At 71.7% G+C, this 17581-nt stretch carries 17 protein-coding genes; 6 read left to right on the forward strand and 11 right to left on the reverse strand.

Annotated features, from left to right (window positions below):
- Window positions 1–55: 55 nt before the first annotated feature.
- The 7 genes from yjfF to OHV05_RS01610 form a co-directional block, all read right to left on the reverse strand.
- Window positions 56–1045, reverse strand: coding sequence for a galactofuranose ABC transporter, permease protein YjfF (gene yjfF, locus OHV05_RS01580; protein WP_405015932.1), 990 nt, complete (start codon window positions 1043–1045; stop codon window positions 56–58).
- Window positions 1042–2091 carry an ABC transporter permease gene (locus tag OHV05_RS01585; RefSeq protein ID WP_405015933.1) on the reverse strand — a complete coding sequence of 350 codons (1050 nt, stop codon included), beginning with the start codon at window positions 2089–2091 and terminating at the stop codon, window positions 1042–1044. Before OHV05_RS01585 ends, yjfF begins: the two co-directional genes overlap by 4 nt.
- The gene (locus OHV05_RS01590; protein ID WP_405015934.1) at window positions 2088–3590 is read right to left on the reverse strand and encodes a sugar ABC transporter ATP-binding protein; all 1503 of its coding nucleotides are present in this window, start codon (window positions 3588–3590) and stop codon (window positions 2088–2090) included. The genes OHV05_RS01585 and OHV05_RS01590 overlap by 4 nt, the downstream gene beginning before the upstream one ends.
- 111 nt (window positions 3591–3701) lie before the next feature.
- Window positions 3702–4688: a substrate-binding domain-containing protein gene (locus tag OHV05_RS01595; protein WP_405015935.1), complete on the reverse strand. Its 987-nt coding sequence runs from the start codon at window positions 4686–4688 to the stop codon at window positions 3702–3704.
- A 237-nt stretch (window positions 4689–4925) separates the two neighbouring features.
- Window positions 4926–5957: a LacI family DNA-binding transcriptional regulator gene (locus tag OHV05_RS01600; protein ID WP_405015936.1), complete on the reverse strand. Its 1032-nt coding sequence runs from the start codon at window positions 5955–5957 to the stop codon at window positions 4926–4928.
- A 259-nt stretch (window positions 5958–6216) separates the two neighbouring features.
- Entirely contained in the window at window positions 6217–7272 is a 1056-nt protein-coding gene (locus OHV05_RS01605) for a 2-dehydropantoate 2-reductase (RefSeq protein ID WP_405015937.1), read from the reverse strand.
- Window positions 7273–7307: 35 nt separating this feature from the next.
- Complete coding sequence (locus tag OHV05_RS01610) at window positions 7308–8111, reverse strand: class II aldolase/adducin family protein (RefSeq protein WP_405015938.1); 804 nt, start codon at window positions 8109–8111, stop codon at window positions 7308–7310.
- A 132-nt stretch (window positions 8112–8243) separates the two neighbouring features.
- On the opposite strand from OHV05_RS01610, the gene OHV05_RS01615 reads away from it, so the two are divergent.
- Window positions 8244–8855, forward strand: a complete 612-nt coding sequence (locus OHV05_RS01615) for a TetR/AcrR family transcriptional regulator (RefSeq protein ID WP_405015939.1) — start codon at window positions 8244–8246, stop codon at window positions 8853–8855.
- Window positions 8856–8962: 107 nt separating this feature from the next.
- Here OHV05_RS01615 and OHV05_RS01620 read toward each other — a convergent pair whose 3' ends face one another.
- Window positions 8963–9991 carry a S66 peptidase family protein gene (locus OHV05_RS01620; RefSeq protein ID WP_405015940.1) on the reverse strand — a complete coding sequence of 343 codons (1029 nt, stop codon included), beginning with the start codon at window positions 9989–9991 and terminating at the stop codon, window positions 8963–8965.
- A 154-nt stretch (window positions 9992–10145) separates the two neighbouring features.
- Between OHV05_RS01620 and OHV05_RS01625 the strand changes: the two genes are divergently transcribed.
- Entirely contained in the window at window positions 10146–10502 is a 357-nt protein-coding gene (locus OHV05_RS01625) for a S26 family signal peptidase (RefSeq protein WP_405015941.1), read from the forward strand.
- A 57-nt stretch (window positions 10503–10559) separates the two neighbouring features.
- Here the strand turns inward: OHV05_RS01625 and OHV05_RS01630 are convergent, their stop codons facing one another.
- On the reverse strand, window positions 10560–11144 hold the full coding sequence (locus OHV05_RS01630; protein ID WP_184923645.1) for a TerD family protein: 585 nt from the start codon (window positions 11142–11144) through the stop codon (window positions 10560–10562).
- Window positions 11145–11326: 182 nt separating this feature from the next.
- Between OHV05_RS01630 and OHV05_RS01635 the strand changes: the two genes are divergently transcribed.
- Window positions 11327–12217: an NAD(P)-dependent oxidoreductase gene (locus tag OHV05_RS01635; RefSeq protein WP_405015942.1), complete on the forward strand. Its 891-nt coding sequence runs from the start codon at window positions 11327–11329 to the stop codon at window positions 12215–12217.
- A gap of 117 nt (window positions 12218–12334) precedes the next feature.
- Window positions 12335–13261 carry a TIGR03619 family F420-dependent LLM class oxidoreductase gene (locus OHV05_RS01640; protein WP_405015943.1) on the forward strand — a complete coding sequence of 309 codons (927 nt, stop codon included), beginning with the start codon at window positions 12335–12337 and terminating at the stop codon, window positions 13259–13261.
- 5 nt (window positions 13262–13266) lie between these two features.
- Here OHV05_RS01640 and OHV05_RS01645 read toward each other — a convergent pair whose 3' ends face one another.
- Window positions 13267–15459, reverse strand: a complete 2193-nt coding sequence (locus OHV05_RS01645) for an LPXTG cell wall anchor domain-containing protein (protein WP_405015944.1) — start codon at window positions 15457–15459, stop codon at window positions 13267–13269.
- Window positions 15460–15795: 336 nt separating this feature from the next.
- On the opposite strand from OHV05_RS01645, the gene OHV05_RS01650 reads away from it, so the two are divergent.
- Entirely contained in the window at window positions 15796–16407 is a 612-nt protein-coding gene (locus tag OHV05_RS01650) for a hypothetical protein (RefSeq protein WP_405015945.1), read from the forward strand.
- A 105-nt stretch (window positions 16408–16512) separates the two neighbouring features.
- Entirely contained in the window at window positions 16513–16944 is a 432-nt protein-coding gene (locus tag OHV05_RS01655; RefSeq protein ID WP_405015946.1) for a VOC family protein, read from the forward strand.
- A 16-nt stretch (window positions 16945–16960) separates the two neighbouring features.
- Here OHV05_RS01655 and OHV05_RS01660 read toward each other — a convergent pair whose 3' ends face one another.
- Window positions 16961–17527: an RICIN domain-containing protein gene (locus OHV05_RS01660; protein WP_405015947.1), complete on the reverse strand. Its 567-nt coding sequence runs from the start codon at window positions 17525–17527 to the stop codon at window positions 16961–16963.
- Window positions 17528–17581 lie beyond the last annotated feature (54 nt).

Genomic DNA, 17581 nt, shown 5'->3' on the forward strand with positions numbered 1-17581 from the left:
ACCGGGCCGGCCGAAGCGGGGTGGACGGCCCGGTGAGCGGGGTCTGGGTACGGCGCTACCAGCGGCGCCGGCGGGCCGTCATGACCCTCTGGAGCACGATGAAGACGAACAGCAGCGCGCCGATCACGATCCTGGTCCACCAGGAGCTGAGCGTGCCCTGGAAGCTGATCACGGTCTGGATCAGGCCGAGCACCAGGACTCCGAGCACGGTGCCGAGCAGGTAGCCGGAGCCGCCGCTCAGCAGGGTGCCGCCGATCACCACGGCCGCGATCGCGTCCAACTCCAGCCCCACCGCGTGGAGTCCGTAGCCGGAGAGCATGTAGAAGGTCATCAGCACGCCACCGAGCGCCGAGCAGAAACCGCTCACGCCGTACACCGCGATCTTGGTGCGGCCGGCCGGCAGGCCCATCAGCATCGCGGACTGCTCACTGCCACCGAGCGCGTACACGTTCCGGCCGAATCTGGTGTGGTGCAGCACGGTGAACCCGGCGGCCACCACCAGCAGGGCGATCAGCACGCTCGGGGAGATGAACAACTCCCCCAGCGGGATGTGGGTCTGGGCCATCGCCGTGTACGTCGGGTCGGTGATCGAGATCGACTCGGTGCTGATGGTGTAGCACAGGCCGCGGGCCAGGAACATGCCCGCCAGCGTCACGATGAACGGCTGGATCTCGAAGGCCTGGATCACCCAGCCCATCGCCAGCCCCGCTCCGGTGCCGGTTGCCAGCACCAAGGGGATCACCAACAGCGGCGGCCAGCCCTGCAGTTGGACCAGCCAGGCGGAGAGCATGGTGGACAGGGCGACCATCGCGCCGACCGACAGGTCGATGCCGCCGGTGAGGATCACGAAGGTCATGCCGACCGCGACCACCAGCAGGAAGCCGTTGTCGATCAGCAGGTTGAGCAGGACCTGCCCGGAGAAGAACCCCTGGTAGTTCAGCGATCCGGCCGCGAACATCACCACCAGCAGCACCGAGGTGACCAGCATGGGGAGTTGGCCCCGGCCACGCCGGGTGAGGGCAGACAGAACAGTGCCGGTACTCATGCGCCGACCTCCAGCTTCTCGGGCGCGGCCGGCAGGGCGCCGTGCCGGGCGCGGGAGCGCCGTCGGGCGGCCTTGGCACGGAAGGCGGGCGACTGGACCAGGCAGACGATGATCACCACGACTGCCTTGAAGACCAGGGTGGTCTCCGGCGGGATGCCGATGGTGTAGACGGTGGTGGACAGGGTCTGGATGACCAGCGCGCCGAGCACCGTGCCGCCGAGCGAGAAGCGGCCGCCGTTCAGCGAGGTGCCGCCGACCACCACGGCCAGGATCGCGTCCAGCTCGATCCACAGGCCGGCGTTGTTGCCGTCCGCACTGGAGACGTTGGAGCTGATCATCAGCCCGGCCAGCGCCGCGCAGAGCGCGCTGACCACGTAGACCAGGCCGATCAGCCGCACCGCCCGGATGCCGACCAGCCGACTGGCCACCGGGTTGCCGCCGACCGACTCCAGCAGCAGCCCGAGCGCGGTGCGCCGGGTGAGCGCCGAGGCCAGCAGCACCACCGCACCGGCCAGCGGCACCGAGAACGGCACGGTGAGCCAGTAGCCGCCGCCGATCAGCTTGTACGGATCGCTGGTGATGGTGATGATCTGACCGTCCGTGATGAGCTGGGCGACGCCGCGCCCGGCGACCATCAGGATCAGCGTGGCGATGATCGGTTGGACGCCGACCCTGGCCACCAGGAGGCCGTTGGCGGTGCCGAGCAGCAGGGCCACGCCGAGCGCGATGCCGACGGCCGTCAGCACGGTGCCCAGGCCACCCGGATCCGGTGACTCACTGATGTGCAGACAGGCCAGCGCGGCGGCGATCGCGACGGTCGAGCCGACCGAGAGGTCGATCCCGCCGGTGGCGATCACCAGGGTCATCCCGAGCGCCACCAGGACCAGCGGGGAACCGAAGTGCAGGATGTCGATCAGGCTGCCGTAGAGGTGGCCGTCCTTCAGCCGGACCGCGAGGAAGTCCGGGGTGAACGCCAGGTTGGCGAGCAGCAGTGCGAGCAGCACCGCGGCGGGCCAGAACAGGCGGTGTCGGGCGATTCGGCTCACAACGCGGCTCCGCTCGCGATGGTCTCCATGATGCGCTCGGGGGTGAGCGTTCCGTCGTTGCGCAGCTGGGCGACCATCCGATGGTCGCGCAGCACGCCGATCCGGTGGCTGAGGCGCAGCACCTCCTCCAGTTCGGCGGAGATGAACAGCACTGACATCCCGTCACCGGCCAGCTTGGCCACCAGCTTCTGGATCTCGGTCTTGGCGCCGATGTCGATGCCTCGGGTCGGCTCGTCCAGGATCAGCAGCTTGGGGTCGGTGATCAGCCAGCGGGCGAGCAGTACCTTCTGCTGGTTGCCACCGCTGAGGTTGCGGATCAGCGCCTCGGGGTTGTTCGGCCGGATGTCCAGGGCGCGGATCCAGCGGATCGCGAGCTCGTCCTGGGCCGAGCGGGAGAGCGGGCGGGTCCAGCCCCGGGCCGCCTGCAGGGCCAGCACGATGTTCTCCCGCACCGTCAACTCGCCGACCAGACCCTCGGTCTTGCGGTTCTCCGAGCAGAACGCGATGCCGTGGTCGATCGCGGCCCGGGGGCTGCGCAGCGCGGCGGGCTCGCCGTCGATCCGGACGGTGCCCTGGTCACTCTGGTCGGCGCCGAACAGCAGCCGGGCCGCCTCGGTCCGGCCGGAGCCCAACAGCCCCGCCAGTCCGACCACTTCGCCCGGCCGGATGGCCAGGTCGTACGGCTCCACCGCGCCCCGGCGGCCCAGGCCCTCGGCGCGCAGGAAGGAGGAGCCGGTGGGCTCGGTGCGAGCGGCGCCGGCCAGCTCGGTCAGCTCGCCGCCGATCATCCGGGAGACCAGCGCGACCTGGCTGAGCTCGCTGGTGAGGTACTCGCCCTCGTGGCGGCCGCCGCGCAGAACGGTCATCCGGTCACAGATCTCGTAGATCTGGTCCAGGAAGTGCGAGACGAACAGGATCGCCACTCCCTGGTCACGCAACCTGCGCATCACGGTGAAGAGCTGGCGCACCTCGTCGCGGTCCAGGCTGGAGGTCGGCTCGTCCAGGATCAGCACCTTGGCGTCGACGTCCACCGCACGGACGATCGCCACCAGCTGTTGGACCGCGATCGAGTGGTCCGACAGCGGGGTGCTGACGTCGATGTCCAGGTCCAGCGCGGCCACCGACTCGGCTGCCCGGCGCCGGAGTTCGGCCCACTGGATCAGACCGAGGCGGCGCGGCTCACGGCCGATGAAGATGTTCTCCGCCACCGACAGGTTCGGGCAGAGGTTGACCTCCTGGTAGACCGTGGAGATCCCGGCCTGCTGGGCCTGGAGCGGCCCACCGATCCGGACCGCCTGCCCGGCGAGGCGGACCTCGCCGCCGTCGGACTCGTACACGCCGGTGAGTACCTTGATCAAGGTCGACTTACCCGCGCCGTTCTCACCCATGAGCGCGTGCACCTCTCCGGGAAAGAGCCGGAGGTCGACCCCGTCCAGTGCCACCACGCCCGGGAACTCCTTGCGGATTCCCCGTACTTCCAGGACCGGCTGCGCTGGCATCCGCTCCTCCTCTCCTGGCCGACGTGCGGGCGGCCCTCCGCCGAGGGCCGCCCGCACGCCGGGCTGTGTCGTTGCGTCGGTACGTCACGCGTCGGTGGTACCGGAGGTGGCTCAGTACTGGCGGGAGGGCAGCGCGGCGGCCGCCTGGTCCTGGGTGAAGACACCCTCGACGGTCTTGATCCGGCGCTCGACGCTCTCGCCCGCCTTGACCTTCTTCACCAGTTCCATCAGCTGGTCACCGAGCAGCGGATTGCACTCGACCACAACGTTGATCTTGCCGGCCGCCATCGCGGTGAAGGCGTCCTTGACGCCGTCGACCGAGATGATCTTGATGTCCTTGCCGGGCGTCTTGCCGGCCTCCTCGATCGCCTGGATCGCCCCGAGGGCCATGTCGTCGTTGTGCGCGTAGAGCACGTCGATCTTCGGCTGGGACTTCAGGAAGGCCTGCATGACCTCCTTGCCCTTGGCGCGGGTGAAGTCACCGGTCTGCGAGGCGACCACCTTGAACTTGGGGTCCGCCTTGACGACGTCACCGAAGCCGGACTTGCGGTCGTTGGCCGGGGCGGAGCCGGTGGTGCCCTGGAGCTCGACGATGTTCACCTGGTCGGTCTTGCCCTGGTACTCCTTGACCAGCCAGTCGCCGGCCTTCTTGCCTTCCTCGACGAAGTCCGAGCCGAGGAAGGTGGCGTAGAGCGACTCGTCCTTGGAGTCCACCGCGCGGTCGGTGAGCACCACCGGGATCTTGGCGTCCTTGGCCTCCTTCAGGACGGTGTCCCAGCCGGACTCGACCACCGGCGAGAAGGCGATCACGTCCACCTTCTGCTGGATGAACGAGCGGATCGCCTTGATCTGGTTCTCCTGCTTCTGCTGCGCGTCGGAGAACTTGAGCGTGATCCCGGCCTTCTTCGCGGCGTCCTGGACCGACTTGGTGTTGGCGGTCCGCCAGTTGCTCTCGGCGCCGACCTGGGAGAAGCCGACGGTGAGCTTGCCGGAGCCACCGCCACCGGCCGCGTCCTTCGAACCGCCGCCGGAGCCGCAGGCGGTGAGGGCGACGGCCATCGCGGTGGCGACCAGGGCCACCGCAGCTCTCTTTGACATGTTCGGGTTCCTCTCGGGTGGGGGCGCTGGGACGGGGTGGCGAGCACCGCGCCCTGCTGAGGGAATTGTTAACGCTAACAATTGGCTGCGACAAGAGGTAACTCGGGCGTTACCCAATCTTGACCGGCCGCGCGCCTGCCGATGGCAGGGCACCGGGAGGGCATGGGCCTGACGAACTCGAACAGGTCAGCGGCGCAAGCCGATCGGGGCCTGTTCAGGCGAGGAGCGCGGCCGGGGTCAGCGGCGGCGGGCCGGGCCGCTGCTACGGCGGAGCACCAGCTCCGGCGAGATCAGCGCGTGCTCACGGGCACCCGAGGACGCCGCCCCGGAGACCTGGTCGACCAACAACTCCAGTGCTCGGCGCCCCAGTTCGGCGAAGTCCTGGCGGACCGTGGTGAGCGGCGGAGTGAAGTACGCCGCCTCGTGGACGTCGTCGAAACCGACCACCGAGACCTCTCCCGGCACCGCACGCCCGGCCTCGTGCATCGCCCGGAGCAGCCCCAGCGCCATGTGGTCGTTGGCACAGAACACCGCACTGACACCGGACTCGCCGGCCAGCCGCAGACCCGCCTGGTAGCCGGAGCGGGCACTCCAGTCCCCACTGCGCACCTCGGGTGCCGTGGCCCCGGCCGCCTCCAGCGTCTGCCGCCAGCCGCCCTCCCGGTCCTGGCTCTCCAGCCACCCGCCCGGCCCGGCCACGTGGTGCACCGTCTCATGCCCGAGGTCGAGCAGGTGACGGGTGGCCTCCGCGGCACCGAGCCGGTTGTCCACCGACACTGTCGGCACCCTGCTCTGCCGCCCCGACCCGACCGCCACCACCGGCACCGAACTGGACAGTCTCGCCACCGAACTGACGGCGGAGATCTGCGGGGCGATCACCACCACACCCTCCACGCCCTGGTCCCGCAACCGGTCCACCGCCTCCTGCACCGAGCGGCTGTCCAGCGAGCGCAGGCTCGCAACGCTCACGAAGTACCCGGCACTGCGAGCCGCCTGCTCGATCCCGTCCAGCATCGAGGCGGGACCGTAGAGGGTCGAGTCGAAGCTCACCACCCCGAGCGTCTGGGAGCGCTTGGTGACCAACGCTCGGGCCGCCGAGTTCGGCCGGTAGTCCAGCTCGCGAATGGCCGCCAGCACCCGCTCCCGGGTGTCGGGCCGCACGTGCGGAGCACCGTTGAGCACCCGGGACACCGTCTGGTGCGAGACGCCGGCCAGCTTCGCCACATCAGCCATCACGGGCTGGCGGACCTCGGCGCTATCGGTTCCCACGTACGTCCCCTCGGTGGTGCCAGCGGCCTGGCCGGCGCGCCTGCTGGTTTTCGGACGAGTGTAGTTGTTGTTCACGCTCACGGACCGCACGGGCGACCAGGTCGCTCGCGGAGCGCGCCGGTACCGCGGGCCGCCGTGAACCGGGAAACCGTGCTGCGCCCCTGCTTGAGGTGCGGCACGTCGCGCTTCGTACGTCGCGGTGCGGACGCGCGGCGCCGGCCTCGGCTCCGGGTGGGACCGGGCCCGCCGACTCAGGGGGTCAGGTGAGTTCCGCGAGCAGCTCCGGCCCGGACCAGCTGCGGGCCGCGCCGGGGCCGACGGCTTCGGCCCGGCGGACCAGTTCGATCAGCCGGGCGTTGGCCGGGGCCGGGAGGCCGTGGCGTCCGGCGAGGGCGACGACCTCGCCCTGGAGGGTGCCGACCTCGGTGGGGCGTCCGCGTCGGAGGTCCTCCCACATCGAGGAGCGGGCCTGGGCGTCGATCCGGAGGCCGGCGCGGGCGAGCCGGCGGAAGAGACCGTCGGGCAGCCGGAGCAGCCCGGGCATCCGCCGGGGCGGGATGGCGCCGAGCCGGGCCACCCCGATACCCTCGGCGTCGAACGCGGCCAGCGCCTCCTGCTGGCAGAGCGCGAGGCAGCTGCGGTACGCGCGCTGTCCGAGCTGGTCGCGCAGAGGCAGACCGGAGAGCGCGTTGAGCGCGTTGTTCAGGTTCATCAGCAGCTTCGCCGCCTGGACGGCGGCCATGTCGTGACGCAGCGTCAGCCGCAGCCCGGCGCTCCGGGCGACGGCGGCCAGCGGGACAGCCCCCGGCGAGTCGTCCAGCGTCAACGACCCGCCGCTGCCCTGGTGGAACGCGGCGGGTCCGGTGCGCAGCACGTTGTACGGGACCATGCCCGCCAGCACCCGGTGCCCGGCGAGTCCGGTGAGTTCGGCGAGTTCGGCACGCAGCAACTCCGGGTTGTGCAGACCGTTCTGGAAGCTGACCACCACCGTGGCCGGCCCGAGGTGCGGGGCCAGCTCCCGGGCGGCGGCGACGGTGTCGGTGGACTTCACGGTGACCAGTACGTAGTCGGCGCCGGCCGCCGCACTCGCGTCGGTGGCGAGCCGCAGGTCGCGGAGTTCGCGCCGTTCGCTGCCGGGCCCGGTCAGGGTCAGTCCGTGCTTCTCGATCTCCGCCATCGCGTTGGGTCGCCCGATCAGGGTGACGTCGGCGGTGGCGGCGAGCCGGCCGCCCAGGTGGCAGCCGATGCTGCCGGCGCCGAGCACCGCGATCCGCAGCCTCGGATGCGGATGCGGCCGGTCCGAGCTTCTGGTCACAGCGGTTCCTTCGGAACGGGGAGAACGGAGGCAGGTCAGTCGAACAGGTCCGGGTCCGACGCGACGATCTGGTCCCACAGCGGCCGGGCCTGGAACCAGCCTGCCAGGTGGCTCCCGATCTGGCCCCGGGTGGTCAGCGCGGTCTCCTGGTCGATCAGCCGGGGCTCCCCGGCGGCCATCGCCAGCAGCTGGGCCTGGCAGGAGCGTTCCATGGTGACGAACCACCAGACCGCCTCGGCCACCGACTGCCCGACCGTGAGCAGCCCGTGGTTCTGCAGGATCACGGCCTTGTGGCTGCCGAGCGCGGCGGCGATCCGCTTGCCCTCCTCGGTCTCGTTGACCACGCCCCGGTAGTCGCTGTAGACGGCGTGGTCCTCGAAGAAGGCGCAGGCGTCCTGGGTGATCGGGGCCAGCGGGATGCCCAGGCTGGAGAACGCCTTGCCATGCAGCGAGTGCGAGTGGGCGGCGGCCACCGCGTCCGGGCGGGCGGCGTGCACCTGGGAGTGGATGACGAAGGCGGCCCGGTTCACCGGCCGATCGCCGTGCAGCACCGCGCCGTCGTGGTCGACCAGGATCAGGTCGGAGGCCCTGATCTGGCTGAAGGCCATGCCGAAGGGGTTCACCCAGAACTGCGCCGGGTGCTCCGGGTCGCGGACGGTGATGTGCCCGGCGACCCCTTCGGAGAAGCCGAACTTGCCGAACAGCCGGAAGCCGGCCGCGAGTTGCTCCTTGCGGTACCGGCGCTCGGCCTCCACCGTGTCGAAGGTCGGCGGCATCGGCAGGGTGACACCGGCCTGGACCAGGCCGGCCGCGGCCAGGTCGGAGGGCGGGGTGCTCATGGCGGGCTCCAGGGGTCGGCGACGGTGCGGACACCCAAAAGATACGGAGATGTATCGGATACGTCCATGCATCCGATGGGATCCGTCTCCGATCCGGAAGCTAGGGTGAAGGCCGATGATGAAGGAGTCCCGATGCCCAAGGGTGTGACCAAGCGCCGCCCCCGCACCCGCGCCGCCCTGCTGCGGGCCGCGCTGGCGACCTTCGCGGCGCACGGGTTCCACGCCTCCACGATCGAGCAGATCTGCGAGGCGGCCGGCTACACCCGAGGGGCGTTCTACTCCAACTTCGGCAGCAAGGACGAACTGTTCCTGGCGCTCTTCGACGACCACAGCGCACGGATCGTCAGCCGGATCGCCGAGTTGATCGACGCCGCCACCGCCGAGGAGTTCACCCTCCAGGACGTCGCCGACGCGCTCTCCGACATCGAGCCGGCCGAGCGCGACTGGTACCTCGTCAGCACCGAGTTCACCCTGCACGCCATCCGCAACCCCCACGCCGCCCGGGCCCTCGCCGAGCACGACGCCCGGCTGCGCGCCGAGATCGCCCGCGGCCTGCGCGAACAGCTCACCCGGGCCGGCCGCGCCCTCACCGTGGACGCCGACGAACTGGCCCGCCTGCTCATCGCCATCCGCGAGGGCGGCCTGGCCCAGAGCTACGTCGAACCGGACCGACTGCCGCCGGGTCGGCTCGAACGCCGGTTCCTGGTCCCGCTGTTGACAGCGCTGACCACCGATCTCGGCTAGCCCTCGGGACTCCTCGGCACCACCCGACGATCCGTCAGGAAGAGGACCGGGGCCTGACCCACCGTCCACCCGTCGGCCCGCCCCCTGCGCGGGGCGGGCCGTCCCGGTCAGTCCAGCGTCTGGGTGAGCTCGCTGCGGGTCGCGGTGTGCACGACCCGGCCGCGCGCTCCGTTGACGATCGGCAGGAACGGCGGGACGTGCCCGCACTCGACGTCGGCGATGATCGGGACACCCAGCACGCCGAGCGCGTCCAGCACGGCCTGGTGCTGCGTCAGTGACCGGCCGTCGGGCGCGGAGGTCCGGCCGACCAGGATCGCGTTCGCCCGGTCGAAGAAGCCCGCCAGCCTCATGCCGTGCAGGTTCCGGCAGATCGTGTAGGCGTTGTCCTCCCCGGCCTCGACATAGACCAGCAGCCCCTCCGGCGCGTGCTCGCGGGCGAACGCCGTGGTGTCGCCGTAGGGCGTCCCGGCCAGGTTGCACAGCGTCTCGACGCAGCCCCCGATCAGGCGGCCCTCGATCTCCACGTCGCCGTCACCGTCCAGCCTGGTCCACCGGCCGACGGCGTCCAGCGAGAGCTCGCGCACCTCCGGGTCGGCCGCGAAGTCGTCCCAGCCCGAGCTGCGGTGGCGTTCCGGCGGGGTCTGGGTGAACCGGTGCCCGGTCGGCGCCGCGGTGATGTCCAGCCAGGAGGCGAGCCCTTCGGGTACCCGGTAGGGCGTGTCCATCAGGTTGGTGCCGTGCACGGTCGCGATGCCGGTGAGGAGGGTCAGCGGCGTCATGACGGTCGACAGGTCGGAGTAGCCCACCAACCAGGTCGGCTCCGCGTCCCGCAGGCGGTCCCAGTCCAGCAGCGGCAGCAGGTCGATCGCCGTCTCCCCGCCCCACGGCGGCACCACGGCCGCGATGCCGGGATCGGTCAGCATCGCCATCAGCTCGTTCGCGCGATCGGCCGCGGGCGCGCTCACGTGACCGGTCCCGTCCATGCAGCGGCCGACCACCACCTCGTACCCGCGCGCCTCCACCTCACGGATCGCCACGTCGAGCCGCCCGCGCAGCTCCTTCGCCACTCCGCTGGACGGAGAGGTGATGCCGACACGGTCACGGGGGCGCAGGGGGCGCGGGTATCGAACTGACATGGCCCGGAGTCTGGCAGGCGCCACCGCACCCCGGCAACGAATTACCAGCTCAGCCCGGTACGGCGCAGCCGCGCCCAACTGAGCTGACACCACGTCGGCGGCCCTGCCCCGATAATCCGAGCGGCGGGTCACCCGGGTCTGCCAAGATCGGCGGATGGGCATGCTGGACGGGGTGGCAGGCAGGGTGGCGGGCGGGGCGACCGTGGAGTTCCGGCCGACCGGATCCTCGATGGTCCCGCTGATCCGCAGTCGGCAGCAGGTGGTGGTCGCGCCGGTCGACCCGTCGAAGCTGGAGACCGGCGACATCGTCCTCGCCCGGGTCGCCGGGACGGTGTACCTGCATCTGGTGTCCGCCCTGGACCCGGCCAGGCGGCGGGTGCAGATCAGCAACAACCGCGGCCGGGTGAACGGTTGGACCGGTCACGACCGGGTCTTCGGCATCTGCACGTCGGTGGACGGCGTCGCCCGCCCCGGCGCGGCGGGCAAGTCCCCTGCGGCGTCGGGGCGATAGGCCCCGCCCGGCGGGGTGGGCAGCACCCCGCCGGGTCCGACCGGTCGGCCGTCCGGGCTACTTGCTCACCGCGAACCGCATCAGGTCCTTCTCGTCCCCCTGCTTGATCTTGCCGGTCTCGTTGATCACCTGCAGCTTCCAGCTCCCGCCGACCCGCATCGCCTTGGCCACGGCGCAGCCGTTGTCGTTGGTGAGCATGCTGGGCCAGATGTCGGCGACCTGCTGGCTGCTGCCGCCGGTCGCGTCGTACACCTTGAAGCTGATGTTGCGGGCGTTCTGGAACGCGCTGCGCTTCTTGTACGCGGCGGCGATGAACACGATGGAGGTGATGTTCTCCGGGACCCGCGAGAAGTCGACGGTGACCGTCTCGTCGTCGCCGTCACCGTGACCGGTCTGGTTGTCCCCACTGTGTATCAACCCACCGTTGCCCAGCGGGTCCAGGGAGTCCAGCCCGGCCAGCCGGACCGGCTCCGCGCCCTGCATCGCGATGGCGATCAGGTCGAGGTCGGTGCCGGCCTTCTGCCGGAGCTTGCCGATCAGGCCGCCGCTGCTGCCGACCGTCGGGTCCCAGGAGACGCCGATGGACAGGTGGGTCACCCCGTCGAGATCCGCCGGGCCGTCTTCCTTCTTCAAAGTGATCATGCGTGATCCTCTCGGTGGTGATCTGCTTCCCCCGAGTCTGCCTGATCACTCCTCCCTCCCCGCGCCGACCCGCCCCCGTCAACTGCGGCGCAGGTCGGAGCCCGTCCGCGCGTTCGAAACCCTTCCGTGTGACGACCGACACCCGCAGGCATGGACCGGTCGGCAGCGGGCAGGAGCCGATCATGAAAGACAGCCTCACCGTCGGTGTCCTCGGCACCGGGATCATGGGGGCCGCGATGGCCCGCAACCTGCTCCGGTCCGGACACACCGTGCACGCCTGGAACCGCACCCGGGCCAGGGCCGAACCGCTGGCCGCCGACGGCGCCCTGATCGCCGACACCCCCGCCGACGCCGTCCGGGACGCGGACGTCGTGCTCACCATGCTGCTCGACGGCCCCGCCGTGCTCGACGCCCTCCGGGCCGCGGCACCCGCGCTGCGCCCCGGGACGGCCTGGGTGCAGTCGACGACCGTCGGGATCACGGACGTCGGCGAACTGGCCGACCTCGCCCGGCAGTACCGGCTGCGCTTCTTCGACGCACCCGTGCTCGGCACCCGCGAACCGGCCGAGGCCGGGCAGTTGACCGTCCTCGCCGCCGGACCGTCCGAGGCCCGGGCGGCCGTGACACCGGTGCTCGACGCGGTCGGCGCCCGCACCCTGTGGACCGGCGAGGACGGTGCGGACGGCAGCGCCACCCGCCTCAAGCTGGTCGCCAACAGCTGGGTGCTCGCGGCCACCGTCGCGACCGGCGAGCTACTGGCGCTCGCCAAGGGCCTCGGCGTGGACCCGCAGGATTTCTTCGACCTCGTCGCGGGCGGCCCGCTCGACCTGGGCTACCTGCGGGCCAAAGCCGCCCTGGTCCTGGAGGACCGGCTCTCCCCCGCCTCCTTCACGGTCACCACCGCCGCCAAGGACGCCCGCCTGATCGTCGAGGCCGGGCGGGAGCACGGCGTCCGCCTCGACCTGGCCGCCGCCGGCGCCGACCGGTTCGGCCGCGCCGCCGCCCAGGGCCACGGCGAGGAGGACATGGCCGCCGCGTACTTCGCCAGCTTCGACGGCCCCCCGGCGCGCTGACCCGGTCGGTGACCGCCGGCCGCGTCTTCCCGTGTTGAGCGGTTGTTCATCGAACGACGATCGCCCGCTGGGACGGTGGACCGGACGTACCCGCACCGAGAGAAGACCGGTACCACCATGCACCTGGGACTCGCCGTTCCGCAGTACGGCCGTTTCGCCGACCCGAGGCTCTCCGCGCAGGTCTCCGCCGTCGCCGAGGAGATCGGCTACCACAGCCTCTGGGTCGGCGACCGGCTGCTCACCCCGGTCGCCCCGATCACCCCCTACCCGGGTGGTGACGGGACGTTCCCGGCCGAGCACCAGGTCTTCCTGGACCCGCTGACCACGCTGACCGTGGCCGCCGGCGCGACCGAGCGGGTCCGGCTGGGCAGCAGCACGCTGAACGCCTTCTGGCAGCCGCCGGTGGTGCTGGCCCGCGCGCTGACCGCGATCGACCTGGTCAGCGCGGGCCGGCTGGACGTCGGGCTCGGCCTGGGCTGGTCCGCCGACGAGTACCTGGCCGCCGGGGTGCCCTGGCAGGGGCGGGGTGCCCGGCTGGAGGAGACCCTGGACATCCTGGAACGGGTCTGGGCCGACACCGGCACCGTCCGCCACAACGGACCGCTGTGGACCGTGCCGGAGTCCGTGATGCTGCCCAAGCCGGTCCAGCGTCCCCGGCCGCCGCTGCTGCTGGGCGGCTTCGGCGACGCCGCCCTGGCCCGGGTCGGACGGCGCGCCGACGGCTGGCTGGCCGGCCCGCTGCCGGTCCCGCCGGTCGCGCGGATGTGGCGCACCGTCAGGCAGCACGCCGAGGAGGCCGGGCGCGACCCGGACGCCCTGCGCCTGGTCCTCCGGGTGAACCCCGAGATCACCGCGGAACCCGTGCCGGACGACCAGGTGCCCCGGCGCGGCACCCTGGACCAGCTGGTCGACCACCTCACCGTGGCGATCGTGACCACCGGCGCGGAACCGCTGATCGACCTGCACTTCGCGGCCCAGGACGCCGACCACTACGCCGATCTGGCCGACGCCCTGTACCACCTGCTGCACCAGCGCATCGGGTGACGGTGTCAGTGCCGCCGACGGCGCGAGGCGACCACGAACAGGACGCCGAGCCCTAGACCGGCCACCGCGAACAGGGTGCCGAGCAGGGTGGTCGCACCGGTGTCGGGCAGGTGCCCGTCCCGGCCGCCGTCGGGCGTGGCGGTGGGGCTGGGCGAAGGCGTCGGGTCGGTGGTCGGGCTCGGGTCGGGGCTGGGGGCCGGGCTCGGCGTCGGGCTGGGTTCGATCACCGGGACCACCACCACGCAGGCCGGATCGGTGCTGCCCGGGAGGCAGTTGCCGCCGGTCCGGTCCGCCGTGACGGTGTTGCGCAGGTTGTGGTTCCCGGTGCCGCCGGTGTACACGGTGACGCTGTAGGTCACCACCGCCTGCTGCCCGGGAGCCAGGTCCCCGGTCCAGCTGAGGACGGTGGGACGGTAGCCGGCGTGGCCGGTACCGGCGGTCTCGTCGCTGTTGAACGAGGCGTCGTCCAGCAGCCCGACGAGGTCGTCCCTGACCTCCAGTGAACCGATCGGCACCGTACCGGTGTTGGTGATCTCCAGCCGGTAGCCGACCCGGTCGCCGGGCCCGGCCACGGTCCGGTCGGCGGTCTTGACGATCCGGTAGGCCGGGGCGGCGAGCACCGTGTTGCGCACGGTGTTGCTGGTGCGCTGCTGGGTCCGGCCGGTCTGCTGCCCCGCGAAGGACAGCCGGGCGGTGTCGTCCAGCTTGGTCCCGACGGCGGTCGAGGGGTCCACCACGGCCCGGAAGGCGAGGGTGGCCGAGGCCCCGGCGGCCAGGTCGGCGGCCGTACAGGTGACCACCTGGCCGGCCGCCGAGCAGGCCGGGTTGGAGCCCGCCACGAAGGCGGTGCCGGTCGGCAGGGTGTCGGTCAGCGTGACGGCGGTCGCGGTGTCCAGGTCGTTGCTGGTGCCGTCCTTGCGGGCGTTGGTGAGGGTGAAGGTGTAGGTGATCTCGCCGCCCGCCTCGACGTTGCCGGGCGGGTTGTCGTCCGTGCGGCCCGGCGGGGTGTTGGCCTTGACGATCTGCAGGTCCGGCTCGACCGCCTCCAGCGCCAGCCAGACGAACTGCGGGTGCAGGGCGTCGCCCTCGCCGGTGATCCGCAGCACCGCCTGGCTGCTGCCCGCCGGGATCTTGCCGGTGACGTCGATCATGCGGGCGTCGTAGCCGAGGTTGTTCACCGGGCTGGGGTCACGGTCCGTCAGGTTCGTACCGGTGCCGTCGGCGGCGACCCGGTCGATCCGGCCGGTGAACGCGTTGTCGCCGACCACCGTGCCGCTCGGGGTCGGCATCAGCAGCTTCTGCAGCGAGCCGACGTCCGCACCGACCTCCAGCGAGTCGCCCGCGATCGGGGTGTCGCCGTCACCGACGCCGACACCCATGGTGGCGGCGGGCGCCCGCCCGGCGGGGGTACGGATGCCGGTCAGGGTGAGCGTGGCGGTCGGGTTGGGCGGGCGGACCAGCTGGTAGCCGTCCCAGACCTGGAGGTAGCGCAGCGGCTCGGCCGGGTTCTCGTACGCGACCACCAGCGACCAACCGCCCCAGCAGCCGACGTTCTGACCGCCGAAGTCGGCGGTGGAGGAACGTCCCTGGCAGGCCTGGAGGTCGGCGACCGTGTACGAGCCGCCGCCGGCCGCCTGCACCAGCGCGGTGACGTCCTTCACCCCGGCGTGTGCCGTGATCGGCTTGGGCGGGGTGCCGCCGGTCTGCTGGTCGAACCAGTCGTAGGTGTCGGCGGTGAGCCGCTGGTAGCCGCTCGCACCGGGCACCTTCAGCTCGACCTGGTCGGCCTTGCCCGCGTCGCCCGAGGTGGAGGTGACGCTGGTGCCGTCCGGGTTGAGCTGCCAGTACAGCCGGGCGGACCGGACGGTGGAGCCGGCCGGGATGGTGAGGGTGGCGGCGGACGCGGTGTTGCCGGGCGCGGCCGGGTCGCTCTTCACCCACTTGGTGCGGCCGTTGTTGTAGCTGTTGTCGTTGCAGTCGTCACCCTGGCTGTCGTCGCAGGCCAGCACCGAGTTGGACGCCATGGTGAGGTTGCCGTGGGTCAGCACCGTGAAGGCCGGGTCAGGACCGATCGGCCGCTGGGTGCCGGCTCCCCTGACCGCCGACACCCGCTCGGCCGCAGGAGCGGGGGCGGCGGCCAGCAGTGCGGCCACCGCCAGCAGCGAACCGGCGACGGCGGACGCCCGTCTGATCTGCATGGACTGCCTTTCGGGTGCTGACCTGCGCGGACCTGGTGAGGCGCTGCACCGACGGCGCTCATCCGCGCCACGGGCAGGCCGACGCTAACGGCGCGGCGCGGCCGCACCGGTGGGGCGCACCGTGACCATCGAATGCTGATCACACGAACGGAGCAGTGTGACGGTCCGTCAGTACCTGCCGGTGCGGGTCGGAACCACTGGACCGTGGGTCCGGTCGGGTCTGCTGCGCTGTGCGGGTGGACTCCGCCCGTCGGGCCGCACCGCTCCGGCCCGCTGCGGCCCGGCGGGTGATCCGATGGTCGCCACCCCACCAGCCCGACCCGTGGAGCCGCCCGCATGGTCCGACCCTCCGCACTCCTGTTCCCCGCCACCGCACTGGCCGTGGTCCTCGCCAGCGCCGCCGCACCGGCCCGGGCCGAGGACGGCCCGACCCCCCGGCCCGAGCTGTCGATCTCGCTCGACGACGGCCAGGACCGGGCCCATGCCGGAGAGCGGGTCACCTGGACCGTCACCCTGCACAACCACGGCGACCGGCCGGTCACCGGCCTCCGGATCGAACAGGTGCTGCCCGCCGGGGCCCGCCCGGCCGGGGGCTCCTCCGAGACCGTCACCCCGACCGGCGCGGCGATCTGGCGGGACGTCACCCTCGGACCCCGCACCGCCAGGTCGCTGCAGGTCGCGGCGGACCTCGGCGCCACCGGGGACACCGCGCTGCACTCCGCCAGCGTCGTCTGCGCCTACCGGGGCGACGACGCCGCACCGCTGGTCTGCGCCGACGACCTCGGCCTGCTGCCCGCCGGCGAGCGCGCCCTCGCCGCCGAGGACTCGCCCCCGTCGCTGCCGTGGCTGCCCGCCGTCGCCACCGCCGTGCTGGCAGCGGTCGGCGCGGTCCTGATCGCCGTCCGACGCCGGGACCGGGCCGACCCGCCGGAGCCGACCGGGACCTGACGCGATCGCCCCGGCCCGGCCCGGCGTTTCGCCGTGCACGGCCCCGCCGGCTGAGCGACCGTGGACCCGATCCGATCCGCCCGCGCGCTCCGAGGGGAACTCTCCGTGAACTGGACACTCGAAGTCATCCCGGTCCCGGTCACCGACCTGGACCGGGCGAAGGAGTTCTACGCCGACCGGGCCGGCTTCGGGGTCGACCTGGACGACGAGGTCGCGCCGGGCGTGCGCATCATCCAGCTGACCCCGCCCGGCTCCCGCTGTTCGATCGCGATGCTCCAGGGAATGCCCGCCGCCCCGGGTACGAAGGCCATGGCCCCCGGCACCCTCCAGGGCCTCCAGCTCTGCGTCACCGACATCGAGGCCGCCCGCGCGGCCCTGGTGGACCGGGGCGTGGACGTCTCCCCGATCCGCCACATCGGCGCCACCGGCTGGGAGGACGGCAAGGGCGAGACCTGGAACTCCTTCATGACCTTCGAGGACCCGGACGGCAACGGCTGGGTGGTCCAGGAGGCCCCGTCCGAACTCTCCGAACGCTGACCGGCCCGACGCGGCGTCAGTTGTTGATGAGGCCGAACATCTCGTTGCTCACGTACGCGATGTACGGGTAGAGGATGCCCTTGTAGCCCCGGCCGTCGCCGCCGGCCATGTTCAGGGCGAGCGAGTTGGCGCCCTGCCCGGAGTTCCGGTGGTCCTCGAGCACGAATCCCCTGGGGGTCTCGAACAGGTCCCAGGCGCTGTCGGGGTTGGTGGTGCCGCAGTAGTACAGCCGGATGGTGTCGCCACTGCGGTGGTTCCCCTCCCAGTCGTTGAGGCAGAGCCCGGGGCTCTGGGCCGACTGGACCTGGTAGTGGCCACCGAGGTCGCCGGTCCAGACCAGGTTGAACCGCTGCGCGGCGTTGCCGTTGCAGTCCCACTGTTCGAGCTGGGTGCCGACCGAGTAGACGGCACCCGTGATGTCGAGACACAGTCCGTTCGCGAACTGGATCGTCTTGTCGTTGATGCTCCAGGTGTACCTGGTGTCCGCGTGAGCACTGGACGCGCCGAGCAGACTCGCCCCGAGGACGACGGCGCTTGCCACCACCGTGGAGACCGAACGACGGACCGGAAGAGAAATGCGCATATCCCCCACCTTGACATGGACACTCAGAAGTTGACATGGACAATATCATTCACG

Source organism: Kitasatospora sp. NBC_00070 (assembly GCF_045041205.1).
GTDB lineage: Bacteria > Actinomycetota > Actinomycetes > Streptomycetales > Streptomycetaceae > Kitasatospora.